Source organism: Halostella limicola (assembly GCF_003675875.1).
In the GTDB taxonomy this organism is placed as follows: Archaea; Halobacteriota; Halobacteria; order Halobacteriales; family Natronoarchaeaceae; genus Halostella; species Halostella limicola.
On the sequence record NZ_RCDI01000002.1, the window covers coordinates 137,158 to 157,382 of the forward strand.

Consider the following 20,225-nt stretch of genomic DNA (forward strand, 5'->3'; position numbering starts at 1 on the left):
ATCCAGGGATTTATAAGGGTGGCGAGTCGCCGGAGAGAGACATCACGAGCAATAGAGGGCCTGAAGTACCGGTATAACGGCAATGGGCGGACGACGGGAGAGGGGAGAAAGTATATCAGTACTCCACCCTTCCAATTATCCAGTAAAGCATTCTATGAGTAACGACACGGACCCAGACGACGTTCCCTCCGAACAGGAGGGTCGCGAGCCCGGAGAGGGCGTCGACGCTCCCCGAGAGCGGGAAGCGGTCGACCCCGACCCGGACGAGAGCTCGGAGACCGTCGACGATCCGCCCGCGACGCGGGCGGGCGTCGGGGCGGACGAGGACACCGACGACGACCCGCTGAGCGACCTCGGTAGCGAGGTCGACTCGGAGATCGTCGACGACGACGCTGAGGACAACCTCCTCGGCGGACTCCAGATAGAGTCGACCGAAGACATCGACGTGCCCAACCAGCTCGTCGACCAGGTGATCGGGCAGGACAACGCTCGGGACATCGTCAAGAAGGCGGCGAAGCAGCGCCGCCACGTGATGATGATCGGCACCCCCGGGACGGGGAAGTCGATGCTCGCCAAGGCGATGAGCGAACTCCTCCCCAAGGAGGACCTGCAGGACGTGCTCGTCTACCACAACCCCGACGACGGGAACGAGCCGAAGGTGCGGACGGTTCCCGCGGGCAAGGGCGAGCAGATCGTCGAGGCCCACAAGGACGAGGCCCGGAAGAAGAACCGGATGCGCTCGTTCCTGATGTGGATCATCATCGCGATCGTCCTCGGCTACACGCTGCTTTCCCGCGCAAGCATCCTGCTGGGCATCCTCGCGGCGGGCGTCGTCTACCTCGCCTTCCGCTACAGCAACCGCGGCAGCGACGCGATGATCCCGAACCTCATCGTCAACGCCGCCGACGAGCAGACCGCGCCGTTCGAGGACGCGACCGGCGCGCACGCCGGCGCGCTGCTTGGCGACGTCCGCCACGACCCGTTCCAGTCCGGCGGCATGGAGACGCCCAGCCACGACCGCGTCGAACCCGGCGCGATCCACAAGGCGAACAAGGGCGTCCTCTTCGTCGACGAGATCAACACCCTCGACATCCGCTCCCAGCAGAAGCTGATGACCGCGATCCAGGAGGGCGAGTTCTCGATCACGGGCCAGTCCGAGCGCTCCTCGGGCGCGATGGTCCAGACCGAGCCCGTCCCCTGTGACTTCATCATGATCGCGGCGGGGAACCTCGACGCGATGGAGAACATGCACCCCGCGCTCCGCTCCCGGATCAAGGGGTACGGGTACGAGGTGTACATGGACGACACCATCGAGGACACGCCCGAGATGCGCCGCAAGTACGCGCGGTTCATCGCGCAGGAGGTCGAGAAGGACGGCCGCCTGCCCCACTACACGCCCGAGGCCATCGAGGAGGTCATCCTCGAAGCCAAGCGCCGCGCGGGTCGCAAGGGCCACCTGACGCTGAAGCTCCGCGACCTCGGCGGGCTCGTCCGCGTCGCGGGCGACATCGCCCGCGCCGAGGACGCCGAGTTCACCACCCGGGACCACGTGCTCCAGGCCAAGCGCCGCAGTCGTTCGATCGAGCAGCAGCTCGCCGACGACTACATCCAGCGCCGCAAGGACTACGAGCTAACCGTCTCCGAGGGCGACGTGGTCGGCCGCGTCAACGGGCTCGCCGTCATGGGCGAGGACAGCGGTATCGTCCTCCCCGTCATGGCCGAGGTCACCCCCTCGCAGGGTCCCGGCCAAGTGATCGCCACCGGGAAGCTTCAGGAGATGGCCGAGGAGGCGGTCCAGAACGTCTCCGCCATCATCAAGAAGTTCTCCGACGAGGACATCTCGGAGAAGGACGTCCACATCCAGTTCGTCCAGGCGGGCCAGCAGGGCGTCGACGGCGACTCCGCCTCCATCACGGTGGCGACGGCCGTCATCTCCGCGCTGGAGAACGCCCCCGTCAGGCAGGATCTCGCGATGACCGGATCGCTCTCCGTCCGCGGCGACGTGCTGCCGGTCGGCGGCGTCACCCACAAGATCGAGGCGGCCGCGAAGGCCGGCCTCGACACCGTCATCATCCCGGCCGCCAACGAGCAGGACGTGATGATCGAGGAGGAGTACGAGGAGCAGATCGAGATCGTCCCCGTCACTCACCTCAGCGAAGTGCTGGAAGTCGCGCTGGCCGGCGAGACCGAGAAGGACGGCCTCGTCGACCGCATCAAGAGCATCACCGGCTCGGCGCTGGAACACCAGGTCGGCCGCGGTAGCTCCAGTCCCAGTCCGCAGTAAGCGTGGCCGACTGGGCCGCCTTCACGGGCGTCACCTTCGTCGTTCTCTCTCTTTTGTTGCTGCTGTCCCGAGCGACGCGGACGGCGATGACCGACGAGAGCGGGTCGATCACCGCGCCGACCGAGGAGCGGGACCTGCTCGCCAGCGACGCCGCGGACGATCCGTCTGCGAAAGCCCCCGATCGGTCGTCCGCGGAAACCGTCGGCGACTCGCCGGAGCGCGCCGAACCGACGGCCGAGACCGACGGGACGCCCGAACCGGGCGCGACGGCCGACCCCGACGCGGCGGCTACGACGGGGCGAGCGGCGGAGAACCCGCAGAACCCGTTCCCGCCCGGGTCGCCGTCCCACGAGACGCTGTCGCCCGACGACGACCCCGAGTTCTCGACCGGCGCCTTGCTCGTGAACGTCGCGCTCTCGCAGGGGCTGTTCGGGTCGCTGCTGGTCGCGGCGGCGTGGTACACCGGCGTCCCCGCGTCGGCGTTCGGGATCGAGCCGACGCCGGCGAGCACGGGCTGGGCGGCCCTCGCCGTCGGCGTCGCCGCCGGCGTCGCCCTCTACGTGGCCAACGAGGTCGCCGCCGCCGCGCTCGACCGCGTCGGCGTCGAGAGCAACGAGGAACTCCGCGACGTGCTCGCCCCCGACTCCGCGGCGGGGTGGGCGGTGCTGCTCGGGGTCGTCCTCCCCGTCATCGCGGCGTTCGAGGAGTTCCTCTTCCGCGCTGCGGTCGTCGGCGCCGTCTCGACCGGCTTCGCCGTCTCGCCGTGGGCGATGGCGGTCGTCTCCACCGCCGCGTTCGCGCTCGGCCACGGGATGCAGGGGCCGGGCGGCGTCGTCGTCACCGGGACGCTCGGGTTCGTGCTGGCGGCGCTGTTCATCGTCACGGGGAGCTTCCTCGCCGTCGTCGTCGCCCACTACCTCGTCAACGCCCTGGAGTTCGCCGTCCACGAGGGGCTGGGCGTCGACCGGGGCGGGATGGCCGGCTGAGTGCACAAGCTACTTCCGGTCGCTGGGAGTGCTATCGCCCATGCGCTCGCCCCGGGAGTTCCTCGACGTCCGCGCGCTGACCGTCGCCGCCGGCGTCCTCTATCTGATAATCGCCGCGTACGCGCTGGCGACGGGCGACGCGGCCGCGAACTCCCTGACCGACCTCGCGTTCTCGCTAGTGATGGTCGGTTTCGGCGTCCTGCTTCGCGTTCGTAACCCCGACGAGATGGGGCTGCGCGTCGCCGGCGGCCTGTTCGTCCTCACGGGGCTCTCGCAGGGGTACCTGCTGCTCGCCGACGACGCCCCCTACGGCGGCGGCGCGGTGAGCCTCCTCGCGCTGGCGGCGTTCTCGCTGTACCTGTTCGAGATGTTCGTGCGGCCGCGCCTGGGGTAGGCTACAGCCCCTCGAGCGACCGCAGTCGCTGTTCGACCGGCGGCGAGGCGGCGCTGGGGCCGTCGCGCACGCGGTGGTCGGGGATGAGCAGCGGCGCGGGGTTCTCGGCGAGGGCGGTCCGCACCGTCCGCTGGTCCTCTTCCTCGTCGCCGGAGAGGCCCGGCGTCATGCGCGCGACCGCCTCGACGGTCATCTGCTCGCCGTAGGGCAGGTCGCGGACGGTCTCTAGCACCGTCCGCTGGTCGGTCGGCACCGTCAGCGCGATCTGGACGTCGGCGAAGTCGTCCTCCTCGCCGCCGAGGTAGGCGAACACCCGGTCGAGCAGGTCGTGCTCCTCCTCGGCGTTGCCCTCGGGCGCGTCCGGGAACGAGACGTTCACGACCCGCCCGCTGGCGATCCCCAGCTGGACGTACCGTTCGAGGTACGGCGACTCCCGCGCGTAGATGCCGGCGTCTTCCATGTGCTGGAAATGTGCCGACGCCGACTTGAAGATTCGCCCGTGGACGCGGGACGCGCCGGACCGCCGGCCGAGCGTCGCGGGCGAAGATACAATGCCGCTCCTGTCGAGGGCTACTCCGGGGGGAAGACTGTATGTTAGCTATCGTCGCCGCCGGACGAGAGTCGGGCGGAACGGCGGTCGAACGGGCGGACGAACCGGGACGCGAACTACCCACGGCAGAGCGCTCCGATAGGGGGGTGTCGCCGTGAACCCGGACCCGGACGGTCCGGTGCGCGACGACCCGCCCACGGCCGCGGACGTGCGTGCCGACCGGCCGACCGGGGTCGGCGTCGTCACCGCGGAGCGAGCCGGCCTCGCGGTCATCGGCGGAACCCTCGTGCTCGCCGGGCTCAGACGGCGGTCGCTCGGCGGCGCGGCGCTGGCGGCCGCGGGCGGCTGGCTGGCGTACCGCAGCATCAGGGGATCGAGACCGGACACGGGGGCGACGGTCGCCGACGCCTCGGTTCTCGGCAGCGACGACACCGGCGCGCCCGCCGACGCCGTGGAGGTGGAACGTTCCGTCACCGTCGGCCGGCCGGCGGAGGAACTCCACGAGATGTGGCGCGACCCGGACCAACTGGCGCGGATCATGGCACACTTCGCCGACGTGTCGCCCGCCGGCGAGAACCGCCAGCACTGGGAAGTTCGCGGGCCGCTCGGCCGGGTGCTCGCGTGGGACTCGCGAATCGTGAAGGACCGACCCGGCGAACTCGTCGAGTGGGAGTCGCTTCCGGGCGCGACGGTGCCGAACGAGGGGTCGGTGCGCTTCGACGAGACGGCGAGCGAGCGGGGGACGGAGGTGACCGTCCGCTTCCGGTTCGACCCGCCGGGGGGTCCGGCGGGCGACGCCGCGATGGAGGTCCTTGACGTCGTGCCAGAGACGATCGCCGAGAAGTCGCTCGACCGCTTCAAGAGCCTCGCCGAGACGGGCGAGATACCGACGCTCGAAAAGAACCCGTCGGCGCGCGGGAAGGGCGACCTGTTCTGAGCGGCGGCCGCCGAATCGCCCGCCGTGAGGGCGTCATCCGGCCGCTTCGGTTCTTGCTCCCATCTCCGTATCGCCTCACACGCCGACGAGACCACGTCCCGTGCGCAAGCCTTATGTACAAATCCGTCCGTTAATGTACGATGATGAACGCCGAAGAGGTCGCGCCGGCGGTGCGGTCCATCCTGGACGCCGCCGGAGAGCGCGGCGACGAGGACCGGGAGCGCGTCGAGGTCGACGCCCGCTCGCTGCCGGACGCGCTGGCGGCCGCGGAGGCCGACGGCCGCGTGCCGGTGATAGCCGAGGTAAAGCCGACGAGCCCGACGACCGAGGGAACGACCGACGCGGACCCGGTCGAACTGGCGAGGGCGATGGTCGACGGCGGCGCGGCCGCGCTGTCGGTGCTGACCGAACCCGAGCACTTCGACGGGTCGCCGGAGAACCTCCGGCGCGTGCGCGAGGCGGTGGACGTGCCCGTCCTGCGCAAGGACTTCGTCCTGCGCGAGGCGCAGCTCGACGCGGTCGCGGCGGACGTCGTCTTGCTCATCGCGCGGTTCGTCGACGACGACCTCGCGGACCTGATCGAAGCGGCCCACGACCGCGGGTTCCAGGTCCTCGTGGAGGTCCACACCCGCGAGGAACTGGAGCGGGCGGTCGACGCGGGCGCGGACGTGGTCGGCGTGAACAACCGCGACCTCGCGAAGCTGGAGGTCGACCTGAGCACGTTCGAGCGCGTCGCGGGAGCGGCCCCGCGAGGCGTGACGCTCATTGCCGAGAGCGGCATAGCGACGCGAGACGACGTGACGCGGATGCGCGCGGCGGGCGCGGACGGCCTGCTCGTCGGGTCCGCGATTATGGACGGGGTTCGGGACGCCGACGGCGAGACCGCGGCGGAGACCGACCTCGTCCGCGACAACACGGAGCGACTGACACGATGAGCACGAGCAAGTTCGGAGAGTACGGCGGACAGTACGTGCCGGAGGCGCTGATGCCGGCCATCGAGGAACTGGAGGACGCCTACGAGCGGTACGTCCTCGACAACGAGGACGGCTTCATGGACGAGTTCCGGCGGCGGCTCCGGGACTTCGGCGGTCGGCCGACGCCCCTGCAGCACGCGGAACAGCTGTCGGAGCGCTACGACGCGGAGGTGTACCTCAAGCGCGAGGACCTCGTCCACGGCGGCGCGCACAAGCTGAACAACGCGCTCGGGCAGGTCCTGCTGGCGAAGTACATGGGCAAGGACCGCATCGTCGCCGAGACGGGCGCGGGGCAACACGGCACCGCGACGGCGATGGCCGCGGCCCACCTCGGGATGCCCTGCGAGATCTACATGGGCGAGCGCGACATCAACCGCCAGCGTCCCAACGTGTTCCGCATGCGGCTCAACGGGGCCGAGGTGAACACCGTGACCGTGGGGCGGGGCACGCTGAAGGAGGCCATCAACGAGACGATGCGCGACTGGGCGACGAACGTCGAGGACACCCACTACGTCATCGGGAGCATCGTCGGCCCGCACCCGTTCCCGGTGATGGTGCGGGACTTCCAGTCGGTGATAAGCGAGGAGGCCCGCGAGCAGATCCGGGAGCGGGCGGGGCGACTCCCGGACAGCGTCCTCGCCTGCGCGGGCGGCGGGTCGAACACGATGGGCGCCTTCCACGAGTTCGTCGGCGACGAGGAGGTCGACCTCTACGCCGTCGAGGCCGGCGGCAGTTCGCTGGAAGTCGACGAGAAGGAGGGCGTCGCGCCGAACTCCGCGTCGCTGTCGACCGGCGACGAGGGGGTGCTCCACGGCGCGCGCACCAAACTTCTGCAGGACTCCGACGGCCAGATCATGGAGTCGCACAGCGTCTCCTCGGGGCTGGACTACGCCGGCGTCGGGCCGGAGCTCGCCCACCTCGTCGACGAGGGGCGGGTGACGCCCGTCAACGTCGACGACGAGGGCGCGCTGGAGGCGTTCCACCGCCTCTCGCAGGAGGAGGGGATCATCCCGGCGCTGGAGACGGCCCACGCGTTCGGCTTCGCCCACGAGAACCCCGAGAAGCTCGGCGACGTGACCGTGATCAACGTCTCCGGGCGGGGCGACAAGGACCTCGAATCGGTCATCGAGGAGAGCGCGAAGCGCGACCTGGAGGCCGCGCCCGACATGGACGTGTTCGAGGGAGGTGCCGGCCTGTGAGCCGGATCGACGAGGCGTTCGCAGACGGCCCCGCGTTCGTCCCGTATCTGGCCGTCGGCGACCCGGACTACGAGTCCTCGAAGGCCTACGTCGAGGCGCTGGCCCGCGGCGGCGCGGACGTCATCGAGCTCGGCCTGCCGTTCTCCGAACCCGTCGCCGAGGGGCCGACAATCCAGGGCGCGGTGACCCGCGCGCTCGACGCGGGGATGACCCCCGAGAAGTTCTTCGAGTTCGTCGAGGAACTGGACGTGGACGTGCCGCTGGTCTGCATGACGTACTACAACCTGATCTACCAGTTCGGAGACAACCCCGGTCCCCGCCCGTTCGTCGAGCGCGCGGCGGCGGCCGGCATCGAGGGCTTCGTCGTCCCGGACCTGCCGGCCGAGGAGGCCGACCCGCTCCGGGAGGCCTGCGACGACCTCGGTCTCGACCTCGTGTTTATCGTCGCGCCGACGACGGAGGGCGAGCGCCTGCAGCGCATCATGGACCAGGTGTCGGGCTACGTGTACGTGCAGGCCCGCCTGGGCGTCACCGGCGCGCGCGACGACGTGAGCGACCAGACGGACGAGGCGCTCGCCCGCCTGGAAGAGTGGGGCGTGCCGAAGGCGGTCGGCTTCGGCATCAAGACCGGCGAGCACGCAGAGCGCATCGTCGAGGGCGGCGCGGACGGCATCATCGTCGGCTCCGCGCTGGTCGACATCGTCGCCGAGGGCCACGGGGAGGGCCGCCCCGCCGAGGACGTCGCGGCGGACCTCGAAGCGAAGGCCCGGGAACTCAAGGAGGGCGCGGAGTCCGGGTACGCGCAACGCGTGCCAGAACCAGAACACACATAACCTGCACTTGCCACAGTTTCACATACCATGAGCAGCGGAATCGACGCACGTCTGACACGCATCGGGACAGACGGAAACTACGTCATCGTCCCGATGGACCACGGCATCACACTCGGCCCGGTAAAGGGCCTGAAAGACATCGAGTCCACCATCGACGCGGTGACGCGAGGCGGGGCGGACGCCGTCCTCACCCAGAAGGGGATCGCCCCGCGCGTCCACGACAACAAGAACGGCAAGGGCTACATCGTCCACCTGAACGCCTCTACTTCTATCGGCCCCGACTCGAACGACAAGCGCATGACCGGCACCGTCGAGGAGGCGGTCCGGGCCGGCGCGGACGCCGTCTCGTTTCACATCAACGTCGGCAGCGACCACGAGCCCGACCAGATCACCCAGCTCTCTGAGGTCACCGACGAGGCCGACCGCCTCGGCATGCCGGTGCTGGCGATGGCCTACGCGCGCGGCCCCGGTGTCGACTCCGAGGACCCGGAGGCGCTGGGCCACGCCGTCCGCCTCGCCGAAGAGGTCGGCGCGGACGTCGTGAAGACGGGCTACAGCGGCGACGCAGAGAGCTTCGAACACGTCTGCGAGTCCACGCGCCTCCCGGTCGTCATCGCCGGCGGGAGCAAGGGCACCGACCGCGAGACGCTGTCGATGGTCCGCGGCGCGATGGACGCCGGCGGCGCTGGCATCTCGATGGGCCGGTCCATCTTCCAGCACGACGACCCCGAGGCGATCGCGCGCGGCGTCGCCGCTATCGTCCACGACGACGCGAGCGTCGACGAGGCGCTCCGCAAAGCCGGCCTGGCCGTCGAAGCCTGACCGGTAAGTTCCCCTACCGTTTTTTCCCTCCCCCGGCGTACGGCTCGCACATGGGTCAAACGACATTCGACTTCGACGGCGAGACGGTGATCGTCACGGGCGGTAGCTCCGGCATCGGCCGGGCAATCGCGCTCGCGTTCGGCGACGCCGGCGCGACGGTGATAAACGCCGACCTGCGCGAGGACCCGAAGGACGTCGACGCCGACCTGCCGACCCACGAGGCGATCGAGGAGGGCGGCGGGCGCGCCGAGTTCGTCGGGACCGACGTGAGCGACCCGGCGGAGATCGAGGCGGTCGTCGAGGCCGCCCGCGAGTTCGGCGGCGTCGACGTGATGGTGAACAACGCCGGCCTGTTCATCGAGGGCGGGTTCCGCGAGATAACGGCCGAGGAGTTCGACCAGATCCACGGCGTGAACGCGAAGGGCGTCTTCTTCGGCTGTCAGGCCGCCGCGAACGACATGATCGACCGCGGCGAGGGCGGGGCCATCGTCAACACCGCGTCGATCAGCTCCAACCTCGCCCAGCACGGGCAGGTGCAGTACGACTCCACGAAGGGCGCGGTACGGATGATCACCCGCGGCGCGGCGCTGGAGCTCGCGGAGCACGACATCCGCGTCAACGCCGTCGCGCCCGGCCAGATCGCGACGGAGTTCCTCGAAGGGTGGACCGAGGAGGCGAACGAGGGCGACTTCCTCAAGCCCGTCCCGCAGGGCCGGGCCGGCCGACCCGAGGACGTGGCGGACGCCGCGCTATTTCTCGCGAGCGAAGGCGCAGGATACACCACCGGCGAACTGCTCCACGTCGACGGCGGGTGGCAGATCTGCTGAGACGGAACGCCTGCCGAGCCGTGCTATCGGGGAGCACACCCCCGTAACGCCTTTCGTCGCCCCATCGGAGCCACAAGTATGGTCGACAGCGACCACGGCTATCACGGCGAACGGGTCCGCTTCTACGACGCACAGATGGCCGCGGCGAACCGGGACGACGCCGCGTTCTACGTCGACCGCGCGTTGGGGGCCGAGGGGCCGGCGCTCGAACTCGCCTGCGGCACCGGCCGCGTGTACCTCGACCAGCTCCGCGCGGGCGTCGACGCTGATGGCCTCGATGCGTCCGCCGACGCGCTCGCGCTCCTCCGTGAGAAGGCGGCCGAGGAGGGTCTCGATCCGACCGTGTGGGAAGCCGACATGAGCGAGTTCCGCGTCGACCGCGAGTACGGCCTCGTCTACTGCCCGTTCAACGCCGTTCAGCACCTCCGGACGGTCGAGGAGCAAACCACCGCGCTCAGGCGGATCCATGAGGCCCTCGCGCCCGGCGGCGAGTTCGTCTTCGACGTGTTCGTTCCCGGCTTCGACGTGATCTGCGAGGAGTACGGCGAGTGGCGCGAAGAGCGGACGGAGTTCCGCGGCGAGGACCACGAGTACCGGACGCGGACCCGCGTCGTCGACGAGGTGGAACAGGAGATCCTCGTCGAGAACGAACTGTACGCCCCCGAGAGAGACGGGGAAGACGGCGGCGAGCGGGTGTTCGCCGAGAGCCACCGGCTGAAGCTGCTGCCGAAGCGTGAAGTGGAGTTGCTGGTCCGGGCGTCGCCCTTCGAGACGTGGGAGGTCGCGGGCGGCTTCGACGGCGCGCCGCTTTCGGACGGTGACACGACGCAGGTGTGGACGCTCCGGAAGGCCGACGCGTAGGCGGACCGCCGTGCGACGCGCGGCCGGTACTGACGATTCCGCCACGTTCATGCCCGCCCCATTCGAGTGGTGCAATATGACACGATCAGTGTGGCTCAAAGCCGACGACAGCGTCGGCGACTGGGACGCGCGACGGAAGCGGATCACCGCCGGCCTCGAGTCGGGGGTGGACTGGGTGCTCGTCGACGAGGGGGACGTCGACAGGGTGCGCGAACTCGGCGACGTGAACGTGGCCGCCTTCCGCACCGGCGGCGACGTCGACGTGATCGACGACGTCGAGGAGAGCGAGGGGGGCCGCGCCGACGCCTACGTCGTCGGCAAGGAGGGCGAGGGCGACGGCTCCGTCGACCTGCCGAACGACTTCTCCGGCTCCGCGGACCTCTCGACGCTCCGCCGCGAGGACGAGCGCGCCGACGGCGCGTACGTCCGCATCTTCGACGAGGACTACGAGGCGTTCGCCGAAGCCGCAGCGCGGGACGCGGAGTACACCATCATCGTCGGCGAGGACTGGACGATCATCCCGCTGGAGAACCTCATCGCGCGGATCGGCGAGGAGACGGAACTGATCGCCGGCGTCACGACCGCCGAGGAGGCTAAGACCGCCTTCGAGACGCTGGAGATCGGTGCCGACGCCGTCCTGCTGGACACTGACGACCCCGACCAGATCCGCGAGACCTGCGCGGTGCGCGACGAGGCCGAGCGCGAGACGCTCGATCTGGAGTACGCCGAGGTGCTGACCGTCGAGCGCGCTGGCAGCGCCGACCGCGTCTGCGTCGACACCGGGTCGCTGATGGACCACGACGAGGGGATGCTCGTCGGGTCGATGTCCCGCGGTCTCGTGTTCGTCCACGCCGAGACCGCGGAGTCGCCGTACGTCGCCTCCCGACCGTTCCGCGTCAACGCCGGCGCGGTCCACGCCTACGTCCGCACGCCCGACGGCGGCACGAAGTACCTCTCGGAGGTCCGGAGCGGCGACGAGGTCCAGATCGTCGACACCGACGGCAACACCCGCGAGGCGATCGTCGGCCGGGCGAAGATCGAGCAGCGGCCGATGTTCCGGGTCGAGTTCGAGGCCGAGAACGGCGACCGCTTCGAGACGCTCATCCAGAACGCCGAGACCGTCAAGGTCGCGACCGAGGACGGCCGCACCGCGGTCACCGACCTGGAGGCCGGCGATCAGGTCAAGGTGTACTACGAGGACACGGCTCGGCACTTCGGCGAGGCCGTCGAGGAGAGCATCATCGAGAAGTAATCGCCGCGTCGGACCCCGATCAAGGCTCGGCGCGCTCCGCGCGGTCGTCCTCGCCGGGGACGTCGAGCCGCGTCGTGCACCAGTGACAGAACTCCAGGTCCTCGTCGATCTCGCTCCCGCAGTGGGGGCAGTGGACCGCGTTCGGGTCGAACTGCGCCTGCTGCACCGAGATGACGTAGGCGTCGATCATGTTGAACAGCGTCAGCGACAGCAGGATGAACTGCTCCGCTGTAGAGAGCTTCTCGACGGTGGCCGCGAGGTTCTCCATGGCCGTCCCGCCCGTCGCGGGGTCGGGCATCAGGAGGAACGACGCCGAGAGGGAGAGCGCGACCCACATGACCGATCGCACCCACTGACGCAGGTACGCGTGGCCGAGACCGGGGAAGACGAACGCGAGGCCGACCGCGATGATCGATCGCAGATGAACCATTCTGACGGGTGATACCGACCCGTCGCTGGTTAAACTTCGGGTTTCGACCGCAAGTCCTCGACTAACCGCCGGAGCGTCGCGAGGTCGTACTGGCCGGGCGCGGTCGCCTCGTCGGGGTCGACCGGCGCGTACCCGATCCGCGAGCCGTACACCGGCGCGACGGCGCGGGAGTGCCGGCCCGGCTCGCCCATCGCCATCGTCGCCACGGACTCGCCCTGCGCGCTGAACTCGCGGGTGAGCATCAGAAGCGTCAGCACGTCCGCGGGGTCGTTCGCCGTCACCGCGAGTTTCCCCACGTCGGCGTTCCCGACGGCGTCGGCGAGCATGCCCCGCATCTCGTCGGCCGACGGCGTCCCGTCGAAGTCGTGGATGGAGGCGATGGCCGCCGCGTCGTGCTCGCGCGCGTGGTCGACGACCCCGCTCCCGCCGCCGTGGCGGACGGCGTTCAGCTCCACGTCGACGGCCTCGACGAGGTCGTGCTCCGCGGCGGCCGCGAGGTCGTCGAGGCGCCCGGCGTCGTCCGCCTCGCCGCCCTCCCACTCCGCGCGGTTGGTCGCGATGAGCGGGAGGACGCCGTCGTAGTCGTCGAGCTGTTCGAGCGGGTCCTCGGCAAGATCCATCCGGAACTCGACGGCGTCCGCGTGCTCGCGGGCGTCGGCTTCGTCGTCCAGGTCGGCGGTCGCCGCCGCGAGGACGAACGAGTCGAAGTCCATATCCGGAGATGGCGGCGACGGGAGAAAAAAGGGACGTATCGTACCGGGAGAACCGAGAGGTCGGCCCGCTCGCCGGCCGGTCAGTCGGCGCTGTGGAGCGGGACGTGCCCGCAGCCGGGGCAGCCGTTGTGTTTGGTGGTTACGTAGCTCATCTCGCGACCGCACTGCGCGCAGTTGTAGGCGGGGTCAGTCATCACCTGTACACCAGTCACGGACGGGGATATGGGTTGCGTGACACCCGACGACGTGCGACGGCGTCTCACCTGTCAGTCGCCGGAACGGCGAGCGGTCCCGTCGCGGCGAACGCGCTGCTCACGGGCGGGTTTCCGAGAAGCGTCGTGTCGTCGTCGAACGACGGCGAAAACGAGTCGTTACGCCAGTCCGAGGCTCTCCTCGGCCTCCAGCAGTTCGTGGTACCGGTTGCGGATGGTGACCTCGGAGATGTCGGCGACCTCGCTGACGGCGGCCTGCGTGGTCTTCTCGTTGGTGAGCAGGGCGGCGGCGTAGACGGCGGCGGCCGCGAGGCCGACCGGCGACTTGCCGCTGTGGACGCCCTTCTCCTTGGCGTTCTGCAGGAGCTTGCGCGCGCGGTGCTCGGCCTCGTCGGAGAGGCCGAGGCCGGAGGCGAACCGCGGGACGTAGCTCTCGGGGTCGGCGGGCTTCACTTCGAGGCCGAGTTCGCGCACCACGTAGCGGTAGGTGCGGGCGACCTCGTTCTTCTCGACGCGGCTGACCTCAGCGATCTCGTCGAGGCTGCGCGGGACGCCGGCCTGGCGGGCGGCGGCGTAGACGCAGGCCGTCGAGACGCCCTCGATGGAGCGGCCCGGCAGCAGGTCCTCTTCGAGCGCGCGGCGGTAGATGACGCTGGCGGTCTCCCGGACGTTCTCCGGCAGGCCGAGCGCGGAGGCCATGCGGTCGATCTCGCCGAGCGCCTGCTTCAGGTTGCGCTCCTTGCTGTCGCGCGTGCGGAAGCGCTCGTTCCACTTGCGCAGGCGCTGCATCTTCTCGCGCTGGCGGGACCCCAGCGAGTTACCGTAGGCGTCCTTGTCGCGCCAGTCGATGTTGGTCGACAGCCCCTTGTCGTGCATCGTGTTCGTCGTTGGGGCGCCGACGCGGCTCTTCTGATTCTTCTCCTGTGCGTCGAAGGCACGCCACTCCGGGCCGCGGTCGACCGAGTCCTCCTCGACGACGAGGCCGCAGTCCTCGCAGACGGTTTCGCCGTGCTCCTCGTCGTTGACGAGCCGTCCGTTACACTCGGGACAGGAGAGGCTCTCGTCGGATTGCTCGGTCTCGCGTTCGTCTTCTGGCGTGCGTACGCGTGTTCGGGTGTTCTCAGTCATTTGTACGAGAGGGCGGAAGCTGTCCGGGGAGGTCCGCTGGTAAAAATCCCGGAGTGAGTCCTTGCTAACGGAATTAGGAACACCGACATTTAAACGTTTCGGTATTTCGGGGTCGTCCCCGGCGAAACGGCGGTTCGGCCCGGTTTCGGCGCGCCCGACGGGAAGGTTCAAACCGTCCGGTTCGGCCGGAACGACAACCTACACGTCGCCGGAGTCGGATCGCCCCGTATGCGCGTCAGCGTCGGCAGCGGAAACCCGGTAAAAGTCGCAGCGACCGAGCGAGCCCTCGCGGACCGCGGCGAGGTCCGCGTCGACCCCGTCGCCGTCGACTCCGGCGTGAGCGAGCAGCCGACCGGTCACGCCGAGACGGTCGAGGGAGCCGTGAACCGCGCGGAGCGGGCCCTCGCGGCCGGCGACTACGACCTCGGCGTCGGCATCGAGGGCGGGGTCGCCCGGTTCGCCGGCACCGACGGCCTCTACCTGATCATGTGGGCGGCCGTCACCGACGGCGACCGCACGGGACGCGGGGCCGGGCCGAGCCTCCGCTTGCCGGGAGACGTCGCCGACCGCGTGGACGCCGGCGAGGAACTCGGCCCGGTGATGGACGACCTGCTCGGCGAGGACGGAGTGGCGCGGGACCAGGGGGCGGCCGGCGCGCTCACGGACGGCATCGTCGACAGGGAGTCCGCGCTCGCCCACGCCGTCGCGGGGGCGCTCGGGCCGTTCGTCACGCCGCACTACTAGTCGTCGGTGACGGAGCGGTCCTGGTCGCGCGCGTCGGCGCTCTCCTCGACGGCGGTCGTCAGCGAGACGTTGAGCAGCAGCATCGACGCGACCCCGCCGAGGATCGTGACCGCGTTCTTGACCGCGTGATCGACGATGGCCGCGCCGAGGGCGACGCCCCACCCGACGGGCGTCAGGCCGACGACGAGCACGGAGAACGCGCCCTCGTACAGGCCGATGCCGCCGGGCGAGAGCGGCAGCACCTTCGCGAGGTTGCCGACGCTGACGGCGAAGAAGCCGACCGCGAGCAGCGTCGGGAGCGGGAGCGCGACGCCGTCGAACGCGACGAGAACGAGGATGGCCGTCACCACGTCCAGCCCCCAGATGAGCAGGCTGGACGCGCCGACGCGGGCGAACGCCCGGCCGTCGCTGGCCACGGTCTGAACGTCGCCGGCGAACTGCTCGACGACGCCCGCGACGTACTCGGCGTAGCTGTCCGAACTGAGGCGCGTCACGCCCTCGCGGACGAGGTTCCGGTCGGAGCGCGCCGTCGCGACGATGGCTGCGACGGCCGCGATGGCGGCGGCGCCGACCCCCGCGGCGACGGCGACCGCCACCCGCCCGCTGTCGCGGTCGGTGCCGAGTACGGCCGACTGGAGCGCGCCGGCCTCGCCGGTGGCGACGAGGCCGAGCAGGACGGTGCCGGCCAGCGCCGTGATGGTGAGGAGGTCGAACACGCGCTCCACGGCCAGCGACGCGAACCCGGTGGGGTACGGTATCGACCGCCGGGCCTTCACCACGTACGCGCGGACGGCGTCGCCCGCCCGCGCGGGGAAGACGAGGTTGCCGGTCTGGCTGATGAACACCGCGCCGGTGAGAAAGCCCACGCGCTCCTCGTAGCCCAGTTCCGCGAGGATGTCGCGGTAGCGCGCCCCCCGGAGCGGCCACGACAGCAGGTACACCAGCGCGGAGAGGGCGACCAGCCCCCTGTCAGCCGCCGCCATGTGTTCGAGCACCGTCGCGGGGTCGAGGTACTGCGTCATCAGCGCGACGGCGACGAACGTCAGGAGCGTCCCGGCCGTCAGGGTGACACGGCGGTCGATCCGCGGGGAGACGCCGACCTGCCACCAGGTGCGCAGTATCTGGCTCCCCATGCCGAACACGTCCCGGACGAGGTCGACTTTCGTGTCGCCCTTCGGCGTCCAGTCGACCGGGAACTCCCTGACGCGGTAGCCCGCCCGCTGCGCGCGGACGAGCACCTCCGTGTCCCAGAACCAGTGGTCGTCCTCCACGTCGTCGAGCAGCGTGAACAGCGCCTCGCGGTCGAACGCCTTGAATCCGCACTGGTGGTCCTGAAGGTCCGAGCGGAGAAAGAGGCGGACCAGCGAGTTGTAGCCGCGGCTCGGCACGCCCCGCCTGGCGGGGCGGTCCGCCTCGCGCCCGTCGATCCACCGCGACCCGGTCGCGACGTCGTACTCGTCCGACCGGACGCTCTCGACGAGTTCCTCCAGATGGCGCATGTCCGTCGCGAGGTCGGTGTCGAAGTACACCAGCGTCTCGCCGTTCGCCGCCTCGAACGCCCGCTCCAGCGCACCGCCGCGTCCCAGGCGCTCGTCGCTGTGGAAGTGCCGCACGCGCTCGTCCGCGGCGGCGAGCTCGTCGGCGATCGCCGGGGTCCGGTCGTCGCAGCCGTCTTCCGCCACAATCACCTCGAACGCGCCCGCCGGGAGAAACGCCGCGAGCGACTCCAGGGTGGTCTCGACCGTGTCCCGGAGCGTCGCCTCCTCGTTGTACGCCGGGAGGACGACGCTCACCTCGACCGCCCGTCGACTCATTGTCAGCAGTGGTCGCCGTCCGGATAAGAACTTTCTGGAATTCCGAACGCCCGCTGGCTGCGAACCGGCGGTAAGCCGACGTTTCTATCACCTATCTGTGAATAGCCGGTCGCTTCTCGCGGCCGACCGCGGGTCAACGACTCGTTTCCCTCCCGTACCAACCGGACCTCGCGCCGCGCCCAGTATCAGGTGTGAGAAACAGAAAACCGCAAGACGGGAGCCGATTAACCGCCTGTACCAAACCCTCTAAGGATGACTCTACCATCCGGTAGTGTATGAGCACCACCGCCTCCGCCGCGACCGACCTCTCCGACAAGCAAGAGCGCATCCTCCAGTACCTCCGCGAGAAGGGTCAGACGAAGACCTACTTCAAGTCGCGGCTCATCGGCGAGGCCCTCGACATGACCGCGAAGGAGGTCGGGACCAACATGACCGCGATCCAGAACAGCGCTCACGGCGTCGACGTCGAGAAGTGGGGCTACTCATCCAGCACCACGTGGAAGGTCTCGGTCTGAACCCCTAGCCGCTCACACCAACTCCCGCCACGACCGCTCCGCCGCCCACCCCAGCACCTCCCCCGCTTTCTCGTTGCTTATCAGGCTCTCGTGTCCCGACAGCGGCGACCGTCGCTCGGCGTCTGCGTACAGCCGGTCGGCCAACTCCGCGCTCGGCAGCGCCGCGGCCGTGTCGTCGGCGACAGCGAAGAACCGCTCGTGGCCGGCGAAGTCGGCCTCGACCGCGCGCCGGACCGCCCGGGCGGCGTCGTCGATCGGGAGGTAGGCGAACAGCGTGTTCCGCGCGGTGTGGAAGGCTCCCCGCTCCCGCAGGGCGTCGAGCGAGCGGTCGGGCTCGGCGAACGTCTCCCGCATCGCCGACTCGCTGGTCACCCAGGGAAACCGGATCGAACTGACCGTCGTCGGCGGACCGTCCGCGCGGCCGAACCCGTCGGCGACGACCTCCAGCGTCTGCTTCCCGAGGCCGTACGAGGTCGTCGGCGTGATCGGGTGCTCCTCGTCGACCGGCAGGTAGCGTACGTCGACCGGGTCCTCCTCGAACCCGGCGCCGAGGACGCTCAGGCTGGACGCGAGGACGACCGTGTCGATCCCGAGCGAGGCGGCCGCCTCCAGCACGTGATAGGTGCTCATCGCGTTGCTCTCGAACGTGACGTACCCCGGCGTCCGCTCGGGCGTCGGGATCATCCCGAGGTGGGCGACGGCGTCGGCGTCGCTCCGGGCGAGCGAGCCGTACGTCTCCCCGGCGTCGGTCAGGTCCGTCGTGAGGTACTCGTCGGCGGCGTCCTCGCGGCGCTTCCCGCGGTTCAGGTTGACCGTGCGGTAGCCACGACTGCCGAGGTGTTCGAGGACGGCCCGCCCGAGTTCCCCGTTTCCGCCGGTGACGGCGACGGTGTCCATACGACGGAGTGTGCCGGCGACCCCGAAAAGCTCAGGGGTCGAACCGGATCAGGTCGGCCGCGTCGGCGGCGAACGCCACCGCGTCGTCGTCGAACGAGTCGGCGTACCTGACCAGCAGCGTCAGGACTGTCTCTGGGCGCTCCACGGCGTAGCCGTCCTCGCGGGAGAGCAGTCCTGCCTCGTCCAGTTCGCCGGCGTACTTGCTGACGGTCGGGCGGGAGACGCTTAGCGCGTCGGCGAGGTCGGACCCGGTAGCGTCCGGGTTCCGGAGGAGTTCGATCAGCATGCCCCGCGGCGTCTCCCGCCGGAGGTAGCCGAGGGCGACCTGCTCGAACGCGCTGAAGCGCTTCGCGGCGAAAAAGCGCCGGTAATCGCCGTCCTTCCGGCTCTCCAGCGCGCCGGCGGACTCGAGCTGACGGAGGTGGTGCTGCGTCTCGCCGGTGCCGAGCTGGAGGTCGTCGCGGATCTTCGAGAAGTGCGCGCCGGGGGTCGCCGACAGGTAGCCGGCGATGGCGTCGCGCGCGTCGCTCCCGCCGTCCTCGTCGTCGTTCTGGAAGCGGGCGAGCGGGCTCGCCGCTCCGAGCGCCGCGAAGCGGCGGAGCGTCGCGCGTTTGCTCTCGTCGACGTTTCGGGGACCGGGCATCTACCCTCCGTTCGTGGGAAGCACCTAAAACGGCTTCGCCTAGTCGTCGGTCGACTCGCTCTCGGTGCGTTCCTCGGGCTGGAAGTCCTTGTCCATCTCCTCGATGACCTCGTCCGGGTCGCGGATGTCGGCGGGGTCCTGGCCCTCCTTGATCGCCTGGGCCTCCTGCTCCATCGCCTCCACGTCCATCTCGGCCTCCTCGTCGATCTGGCCGAGGATCTCCTCGATGTCGTCGAGGCCGAGCATCTGGCGAGTGTCGGCGTCGAAGTCGAGGCTGTCGAGCACGTCGCCGTTCTCCTTGATGTCGCTGCCGGTGAGGTGCTTGCCGTAGCGGCCGATCATGGAGGAGAGCTCCTGAGGGAGGACGAACGTGTTGGACTCGCCGTGGCCGATCGATTCGAGCGTCTCCATCCCCTTGTCGATGACCGCGCGCTCGCCCATCGACTCGGCGGATTTCGCGCGGAGGACGGTCGAGATCGCGTCACCCTGCGCTTCGAGGATCTGGCTCTGCTTCTCACCCTGGGCGCGGATGATGTTGGACTGCTTCTCACCCTCCGCCTTCTCGACGGCGCTGCGCCGTTCACCCTGCGCTTCCAGGATCATGGCGCGGCGGCGGCGCTCCGCGGAGGTCTGTTGCTCCATCGCCTGCTGGACGTCCTTCGAGGGGTTGACCTCGCGGACCTCGACGCTCTCGACGCGGATACCCCACTCGTCGGTGGGCTCGTCGAGTTCCTTGCGGATCTTCGCGTTGATCTCCTGGCGCTTGTTCAACGTGTCGTCGAGTTCCATGTCGCCGAGCACGGCGCGGAGGGTCGTCTGGGCGAGGTTGGAGACGGCGCGTTTGTAGTCCTCGACCTCGAGGAACGCCTTCTTGGCGTCCATCACCTTGATGTAGACGACCGCGTCCGCGGTGACGGGGGAGTTGTCGCGCGTGATGGCTTCCTGCCGGGGCACGTCCAGGGTCTGCGTCCGCATGTCGAAGACGTGCGTGTTACTGACGAACGGGGGGACGATGTTGATACCCGGTTCGAGCAGCTTCCGGTACTCGCCGAACACCGTCAGCGCGCGCTTCTCGGTCGCGTCGACGATCTCGACCATGCTGTAGACGGTCACGATCGCGAGCACGAGCAGCAGCAGCGCGACGACGGTCAGGCTCGGCGCGAGCTGCATGATTGTGGGTGACCACATATTCTTCTCTATGGACACCTAC

The 20,225-nt window shown here is 69.7% G+C and carries 22 protein-coding genes; 13 read left to right on the plus strand and 9 right to left on the minus strand.

Going from position 1 to position 20,225, the window contains the following annotated elements; translation table 11 throughout:
* Window positions 1–154: 154 nt before the first annotated feature.
* From lonB to D8670_RS08805, 3 genes are read left to right on the plus strand one after another with little or no spacing between them, the layout of a single operon-like run.
* On the plus strand, window positions 155–2,284 hold the full coding sequence (gene lonB / locus D8670_RS08795) for an ATP-dependent protease LonB (RefSeq protein ID WP_121817743.1): 2,130 nt from the start codon (window positions 155–157) through the stop codon (window positions 2,282–2,284).
* A gap of 2 nt (window positions 2,285–2,286) precedes the next feature.
* Window positions 2,287–3,270: a CPBP family intramembrane glutamic endopeptidase gene (locus tag D8670_RS08800; RefSeq protein ID WP_121817744.1), complete on the plus strand. Its 984-nt coding sequence runs from the start codon at window positions 2,287–2,289 to the stop codon at window positions 3,268–3,270.
* A 40-nt stretch (window positions 3,271–3,310) separates the two neighbouring features.
* The gene (locus D8670_RS08805) at window positions 3,311–3,664 is read left to right on the plus strand and encodes a hypothetical protein (protein ID WP_121817745.1); all 354 of its coding nucleotides are present in this window, start codon (window positions 3,311–3,313) and stop codon (window positions 3,662–3,664) included.
* Between the two features lies 1 nt (window position 3,665).
* Here D8670_RS08805 and D8670_RS08810 read toward each other — a convergent pair whose 3' ends face one another.
* Window positions 3,666–4,124 (minus strand): MGMT family protein, encoded by a 459-nt coding sequence (locus D8670_RS08810; RefSeq protein ID WP_121817746.1) that lies wholly within the window; start codon window positions 4,122–4,124, stop codon window positions 3,666–3,668.
* A 244-nt stretch (window positions 4,125–4,368) separates the two neighbouring features.
* On the opposite strand from D8670_RS08810, the gene D8670_RS08815 reads away from it, so the two are divergent.
* From D8670_RS08815 to D8670_RS08850, 8 genes are all read left to right on the plus strand, one after another.
* Window positions 4,369–5,151, plus strand: coding sequence for an SRPBCC family protein (locus D8670_RS08815; RefSeq protein ID WP_121817747.1), 783 nt, complete (start codon window positions 4,369–4,371; stop codon window positions 5,149–5,151).
* 140 nt (window positions 5,152–5,291) lie between these two features.
* Window positions 5,292–6,086 (plus strand): indole-3-glycerol phosphate synthase, encoded by a 795-nt coding sequence (gene trpC, locus D8670_RS08820; RefSeq protein WP_193569342.1) that lies wholly within the window; start codon window positions 5,292–5,294, stop codon window positions 6,084–6,086.
* Entirely contained in the window at window positions 6,083–7,324 is a 1,242-nt protein-coding gene (gene trpB, locus D8670_RS08825; protein WP_121817748.1) for a tryptophan synthase subunit beta, read from the plus strand. Before trpC ends, trpB begins: the two co-directional genes overlap by 4 nt.
* A complete protein-coding gene (gene trpA / locus D8670_RS08830; protein WP_121817749.1) occupies window positions 7,321–8,157 on the plus strand; it encodes a tryptophan synthase subunit alpha in 837 nt (278 codons plus the stop codon). Before trpB ends, trpA begins: the two co-directional genes overlap by 4 nt.
* A 27-nt stretch (window positions 8,158–8,184) precedes the next feature.
* Window positions 8,185–8,979 (plus strand): 2-amino-3,7-dideoxy-D-threo-hept-6-ulosonate synthase, encoded by a 795-nt coding sequence (locus tag D8670_RS08835; protein WP_121817750.1) that lies wholly within the window; start codon window positions 8,185–8,187, stop codon window positions 8,977–8,979.
* Window positions 8,980–9,029: 50 nt separating this feature from the next.
* A complete protein-coding gene (locus D8670_RS08840) occupies window positions 9,030–9,806 on the plus strand; it encodes an SDR family NAD(P)-dependent oxidoreductase (RefSeq protein ID WP_121817751.1) in 777 nt (258 codons plus the stop codon).
* A 78-nt stretch (window positions 9,807–9,884) separates the two neighbouring features.
* On the plus strand, window positions 9,885–10,667 hold the full coding sequence (locus tag D8670_RS08845) for a class I SAM-dependent methyltransferase (protein WP_121817752.1): 783 nt from the start codon (window positions 9,885–9,887) through the stop codon (window positions 10,665–10,667).
* 76 nt (window positions 10,668–10,743) lie between these two features.
* On the plus strand, window positions 10,744–11,919 hold the full coding sequence (locus tag D8670_RS08850) for a 3-dehydroquinate synthase II (RefSeq protein WP_121817753.1): 1,176 nt from the start codon (window positions 10,744–10,746) through the stop codon (window positions 11,917–11,919).
* 19 nt (window positions 11,920–11,938) lie between these two features.
* On the opposite strand, the gene D8670_RS08855 is transcribed toward D8670_RS08850, so the two are convergent.
* From D8670_RS08855 to D8670_RS08865, 4 genes are all read right to left on the minus strand, one after another.
* Window positions 11,939–12,349: a zinc ribbon domain-containing protein gene (locus D8670_RS08855; RefSeq protein ID WP_121817754.1), complete on the minus strand. Its 411-nt coding sequence runs from the start codon at window positions 12,347–12,349 to the stop codon at window positions 11,939–11,941.
* Window positions 12,350–12,378: 29 nt separating this feature from the next.
* Complete coding sequence (locus tag D8670_RS08860; RefSeq protein ID WP_121817755.1) at window positions 12,379–13,062, minus strand: type I 3-dehydroquinate dehydratase; 684 nt, start codon at window positions 13,060–13,062, stop codon at window positions 12,379–12,381.
* Between the two features lie 80 nt (window positions 13,063–13,142).
* Window positions 13,143–13,256 (minus strand): zinc ribbon-containing protein, encoded by a 114-nt coding sequence (locus tag D8670_RS21490; RefSeq protein WP_162994244.1) that lies wholly within the window; start codon window positions 13,254–13,256, stop codon window positions 13,143–13,145.
* Window positions 13,257–13,433: 177 nt separating this feature from the next.
* The gene (locus tag D8670_RS08865; protein ID WP_121817756.1) at window positions 13,434–14,402 is read right to left on the minus strand and encodes a transcription initiation factor IIB; all 969 of its coding nucleotides are present in this window, start codon (window positions 14,400–14,402) and stop codon (window positions 13,434–13,436) included.
* Window positions 14,403–14,630: 228 nt separating this feature from the next.
* On the opposite strand from D8670_RS08865, the gene yjjX reads away from it, so the two are divergent.
* Window positions 14,631–15,146, plus strand: a complete 516-nt coding sequence (gene yjjX / locus D8670_RS08870) for an inosine/xanthosine triphosphatase (protein ID WP_121817757.1) — start codon at window positions 14,631–14,633, stop codon at window positions 15,144–15,146.
* On the opposite strand, the gene D8670_RS08875 is transcribed toward yjjX, so the two are convergent.
* Window positions 15,143–16,960, minus strand: a complete 1,818-nt coding sequence (locus tag D8670_RS08875; protein WP_121817758.1) for a flippase-like domain-containing protein — start codon at window positions 16,958–16,960, stop codon at window positions 15,143–15,145. The genes yjjX and D8670_RS08875 overlap by 4 nt on opposite strands.
* A gap of 275 nt (window positions 16,961–17,235) precedes the next feature.
* Between D8670_RS08875 and D8670_RS08880 the strand changes: the two genes are divergently transcribed.
* Entirely contained in the window at window positions 17,236–17,475 is a 240-nt protein-coding gene (locus D8670_RS08880; RefSeq protein WP_121817759.1) for a DUF7123 family protein, read from the plus strand.
* Between the two features lie 12 nt (window positions 17,476–17,487).
* Here the strand turns inward: D8670_RS08880 and D8670_RS08885 are convergent, their stop codons facing one another.
* From D8670_RS08885 to D8670_RS08895, 3 genes are read right to left on the minus strand one after another with little or no spacing between them, the layout of a single operon-like run.
* Window positions 17,488–18,372 (minus strand): NAD-dependent epimerase/dehydratase family protein, encoded by an 885-nt coding sequence (locus tag D8670_RS08885; RefSeq protein ID WP_121817760.1) that lies wholly within the window; start codon window positions 18,370–18,372, stop codon window positions 17,488–17,490.
* 31 nt (window positions 18,373–18,403) lie between these two features.
* Window positions 18,404–19,015, minus strand: coding sequence for a winged helix-turn-helix transcriptional regulator (locus tag D8670_RS08890; RefSeq protein WP_121817761.1), 612 nt, complete (start codon window positions 19,013–19,015; stop codon window positions 18,404–18,406).
* 39 nt (window positions 19,016–19,054) lie between these two features.
* Window positions 19,055–20,203, minus strand: a complete 1,149-nt coding sequence (locus D8670_RS08895; RefSeq protein WP_205254066.1) for an SPFH domain-containing protein — start codon at window positions 20,201–20,203, stop codon at window positions 19,055–19,057.
* Between the last annotated feature and the right edge of the window lie 22 nt (window positions 20,204–20,225).

Coding starts and splice junctions, on each gene's coding strand:
- lonB (WP_121817743.1), top strand. CDS start 155: ATGAGTAACGACACGGACCCAGACGACGTTCCCTCCGAACAGGAGGGT.
- D8670_RS08805 (WP_121817745.1), top strand. CDS start 3,311: ATGCGCTCGCCCCGGGAGTTCCTCGACGTCCGCGCGCTGACCGTCGCC.
- D8670_RS08810 (WP_121817746.1), bottom strand. CDS start 4,124: ATGGAAGACGCCGGCATCTACGCGCGGGAGTCGCCGTACCTCGAACGG.
- trpC (WP_193569342.1), top strand. CDS start 5,292: ATGATGAACGCCGAAGAGGTCGCGCCGGCGGTGCGGTCCATCCTGGAC.
- trpB (WP_121817748.1), top strand. CDS start 6,083: ATGAGCACGAGCAAGTTCGGAGAGTACGGCGGACAGTACGTGCCGGAG.
- D8670_RS08835 (WP_121817750.1), top strand. CDS start 8,185: ATGAGCAGCGGAATCGACGCACGTCTGACACGCATCGGGACAGACGGA.
- D8670_RS08840 (WP_121817751.1), top strand. CDS start 9,030: ATGGGTCAAACGACATTCGACTTCGACGGCGAGACGGTGATCGTCACG.
- D8670_RS08845 (WP_121817752.1), top strand. CDS start 9,885: ATGGTCGACAGCGACCACGGCTATCACGGCGAACGGGTCCGCTTCTAC.
- D8670_RS08850 (WP_121817753.1), top strand. CDS start 10,744: ATGACACGATCAGTGTGGCTCAAAGCCGACGACAGCGTCGGCGACTGG.
- D8670_RS08855 (WP_121817754.1), bottom strand. CDS start 12,349: ATGGTTCATCTGCGATCGATCATCGCGGTCGGCCTCGCGTTCGTCTTC.
- D8670_RS08860 (WP_121817755.1), bottom strand. CDS start 13,062: ATGGACTTCGACTCGTTCGTCCTCGCGGCGGCGACCGCCGACCTGGAC.
- D8670_RS21490 (WP_162994244.1), bottom strand. CDS start 13,256: ATGACTGACCCCGCCTACAACTGCGCGCAGTGCGGTCGCGAGATGAGC.
- D8670_RS08865 (WP_121817756.1), bottom strand. CDS start 14,402: ATGACTGAGAACACCCGAACACGCGTACGCACGCCAGAAGACGAACGC.
- yjjX (WP_121817757.1), top strand. CDS start 14,631: ATGCGCGTCAGCGTCGGCAGCGGAAACCCGGTAAAAGTCGCAGCGACC.
- D8670_RS08875 (WP_121817758.1), bottom strand. CDS start 16,960: ATGAGTCGACGGGCGGTCGAGGTGAGCGTCGTCCTCCCGGCGTACAAC.
- D8670_RS08880 (WP_121817759.1), top strand. CDS start 17,236: ATGAGCACCACCGCCTCCGCCGCGACCGACCTCTCCGACAAGCAAGAG.
- D8670_RS08885 (WP_121817760.1), bottom strand. CDS start 18,372: ATGGACACCGTCGCCGTCACCGGCGGAAACGGGGAACTCGGGCGGGCC.
- D8670_RS08890 (WP_121817761.1), bottom strand. CDS start 19,015: ATGCCCGGTCCCCGAAACGTCGACGAGAGCAAACGCGCGACGCTCCGC.
- D8670_RS08895 (WP_205254066.1), bottom strand. CDS start 20,203: ATGTGGTCACCCACAATCATGCAGCTCGCGCCGAGCCTGACCGTCGTC.